This is a genomic window from Candidatus Zixiibacteriota bacterium, assembly GCA_022865345.1.
GTDB lineage: Bacteria > Zixibacteria > MSB-5A5 > MSB-5A5 > RBG-16-43-9 > RBG-16-43-9.
The window spans coordinates 1-2,315 of the sequence record JALHSU010000069.1; the positions used below are offsets into that span (position 1 = coordinate 1).

Annotated in this window: 4 protein-coding genes; all 4 read right to left on the reverse strand. The window is 39.4% G+C overall.

Annotated elements, in window-relative coordinates; translation table 11 throughout:
• Positions 1-231: radical SAM protein (locus MUP17_03000; GenBank protein MCJ7457943.1), on the reverse strand; the 231-nt coding region annotated here is incomplete at its 3' end.
• 166 nt (positions 232-397) lie between these two features.
• The gene (locus MUP17_03005; protein ID MCJ7457944.1) at positions 398-823 is read right to left on the reverse strand and encodes a DUF1579 family protein; all 426 of its coding nucleotides are present in this window, start codon (positions 821-823) and stop codon (positions 398-400) included.
• A gap of 154 nt (positions 824-977) precedes the next feature.
• A complete protein-coding gene (locus MUP17_03010) occupies positions 978-1,778 on the reverse strand; it encodes a hypothetical protein (protein ID MCJ7457945.1) in 801 nt (266 codons plus the stop codon).
• A gap of 185 nt (positions 1,779-1,963) precedes the next feature.
• A partial coding sequence (locus tag MUP17_03015; protein ID MCJ7457946.1) for an archaemetzincin family Zn-dependent metalloprotease occupies positions 1,964-2,315 on the reverse strand: 352 nt, incomplete at its 5' end.

Genomic DNA, 2,315 nt, shown 5'->3' on the forward strand with positions numbered 1-2,315 from the left:
CGACCCGCCAGTCCCGACTAAAGGAGACTCCTCACCAAAATGAGGACCAAAAGAAGAAACACAAGCCAATCTCCCGGTCAGGCAGATCCCCTTTTCATCTTTTAGACGATTAACCTTGCATCTTCGAGGACAGAGCTGGCAGGAAGAAAGGGCTTGATTTAGAATTTCAATTCGTTTAAAAAGCTCTTTGGAGTGGTAAAGCTTCAGGTATCCTGGCTTAAAATCTTCCATTTTTAATTTACGTGGATTGAGAATCTGTTGGAGTGTAAAACTTTAGTTTTACTTTTGTGTTGTGTCAGGAGCTACTCCTGACACCAAAACTTTCTGTCAGGTCTAGGACCTGACAGAACAAAAAAAACGGTAGAACAGACATTTCTGTCTGTTCAATAGGTCTTGTTTATTTTTTAGTAAATATCACTTCCAATATCAGTTCATACTCCCCATTAGAATTCGGATGCTCCATTCTCAAAACCACTTTATTTTGACTTATTCTTTTGAAGGTCTGTTTAAGCAAACTATCATGCCAATTTAAAAACAGAACTCCATCCTTAACGAAATCACAAGTTGCGGTTAAAAAATTCCCTGAGCTTTCAAACCACCAATAACGATATACTTTAGTTTTCTCATCCCAGGCAAAGATTGCATGTGCTTCTCCCTTTTGTCCTGCTACTAATGAGGAGTAATCAAAATAAACATACTTATTATCCAACGCTCTTTTGAACGTCCCAGTCCCTGAACCTGTGGCAGTTTCACTGAATGTGCTTTTTGGAACTCTATATTCTAAATCCCAATCACCTATTAAAAAGTCAAATTTCTCCATCATTTTTGACTCCTTAGGCTTAATTGGAGTATATAATTTCGTGGATTTTTCACATGAAATTTGTCAAGCAGGCTTCGCCATGCTTGACCTAAACTAGTCAATAATTTAGTTCTCAAGTTAATCAGGTTACTTTAGTGCGGATTTAATTGTCAAGGACTTATGGCTTTGAGGTTGCGTAAACTCCAAGTTCTGACAAAACACCATTGATTCGCTTCTCGAACTTTGGCTTGAGGTCCTCGTAGGTATCCCAATATGTCCAATTATGTGCTGCAAGATCGAAATGTCGAGGCGTGCCCGTTTTCGCAATTATTATGACGGGTTTTCCTACGGCATGAGCATAACCCACTTCATAATAACAGTTGGGCTTAGCTTCAGTCAGGTCAGCTATTACGAAACGCGATTTATTTATCGCGCTGATTATTGTTTCAGTGATCGTTTGTGTGTGCGTTATTTCATCTGCGCGTTGAATTGAGAATTGGTGCCTCTCGACACATGGTTTTATGACAAATTCATAGTTATGATTGATTTCCTTATTGTCAAAGGGGCAAATAAAAAATGATTCTCTTCCACGAGCTTGTTGAACTAAAAGAGCACGAAGTTCGCAATACTTACCACTTTCAATTAAAGTTATTGCCTCACGGTACATTTCTTGCGTCACATCTTTTGCCACTTCCTTGAGTTTCACTTGCATGTCATAAGAGTAGTCCCATTTAAGCTCTGTCTTGTCTTTTTTTAGGTAATCAGCTTTCTTAAGCGGCCAATCAGAGTCAACGGGACGTTCAGTCTCAAAGACCGTGAGTTGTCCGCAGGATGCCATATTGAAAATCACCCCTCTCCATATAGTCACTTCCCGGTTAACATAGGGACATATAAATTCTAAGAGCACCTGGTCTCTAGTTTTGTTCTCTTCTAGCCAAGACGAGATCCCAGTGATTCCGATCTGCATGTGATAAAACATTGTAATTCCTCTCTCTTCGTATCCAGAATTGAAATTTATCTATCTAAAAAAAGAGAATACTTTTATCTCTATCTGATGAAACTTTCTTTTATTGATTTTTTTGTTCCTAATTTACAATAATTATGTGCCCTCACTTAAAAAAACAACAAAATTAATAGATAGAATACCCCCGTGCATAAATTACCTTAGACTAGTGATCCCTCAACTCTGGCTTTTCTCAAACAGCAATCGCAGAACTTCTCGGTTTTCAGGTCAGTTTCTAAGAGGGAGTTGGAAAAATACATCACGCATCGCGGATTAGGGCAGTGTTTGAACCCGATCAGATGCCCCAGCTCATGCACTGCCTCTTTGATCAGGCGGGAGAAATACAAAGCTTCCTCATCTGCTGACCCGTAGTTTTCCTGTTTAAGCCGCTGGAGAGAGATAATCGCCACCTTGCTTAAAGGGTCAGCTTCACCGAAGACAAAATTTAAAGAAGGAACGTAAAGATCTTCATCTATAACCCCTAAAACCTTTTCCCGTGGATTAGCTTTCAAA

What these genes read in the sequence shown, in the direction of transcription:
- MUP17_03005 (MCJ7457944.1), bottom strand. Translation starts at nt 823, where the DNA reads ATGATGGAGAAATTTGACTTTTTAATAGGTGATTGGGATTTAGAATAT.
- MUP17_03010 (MCJ7457945.1), bottom strand. Translation starts at nt 1,778, where the DNA reads ATGTTTTATCACATGCAGATCGGAATCACTGGGATCTCGTCTTGGCTA.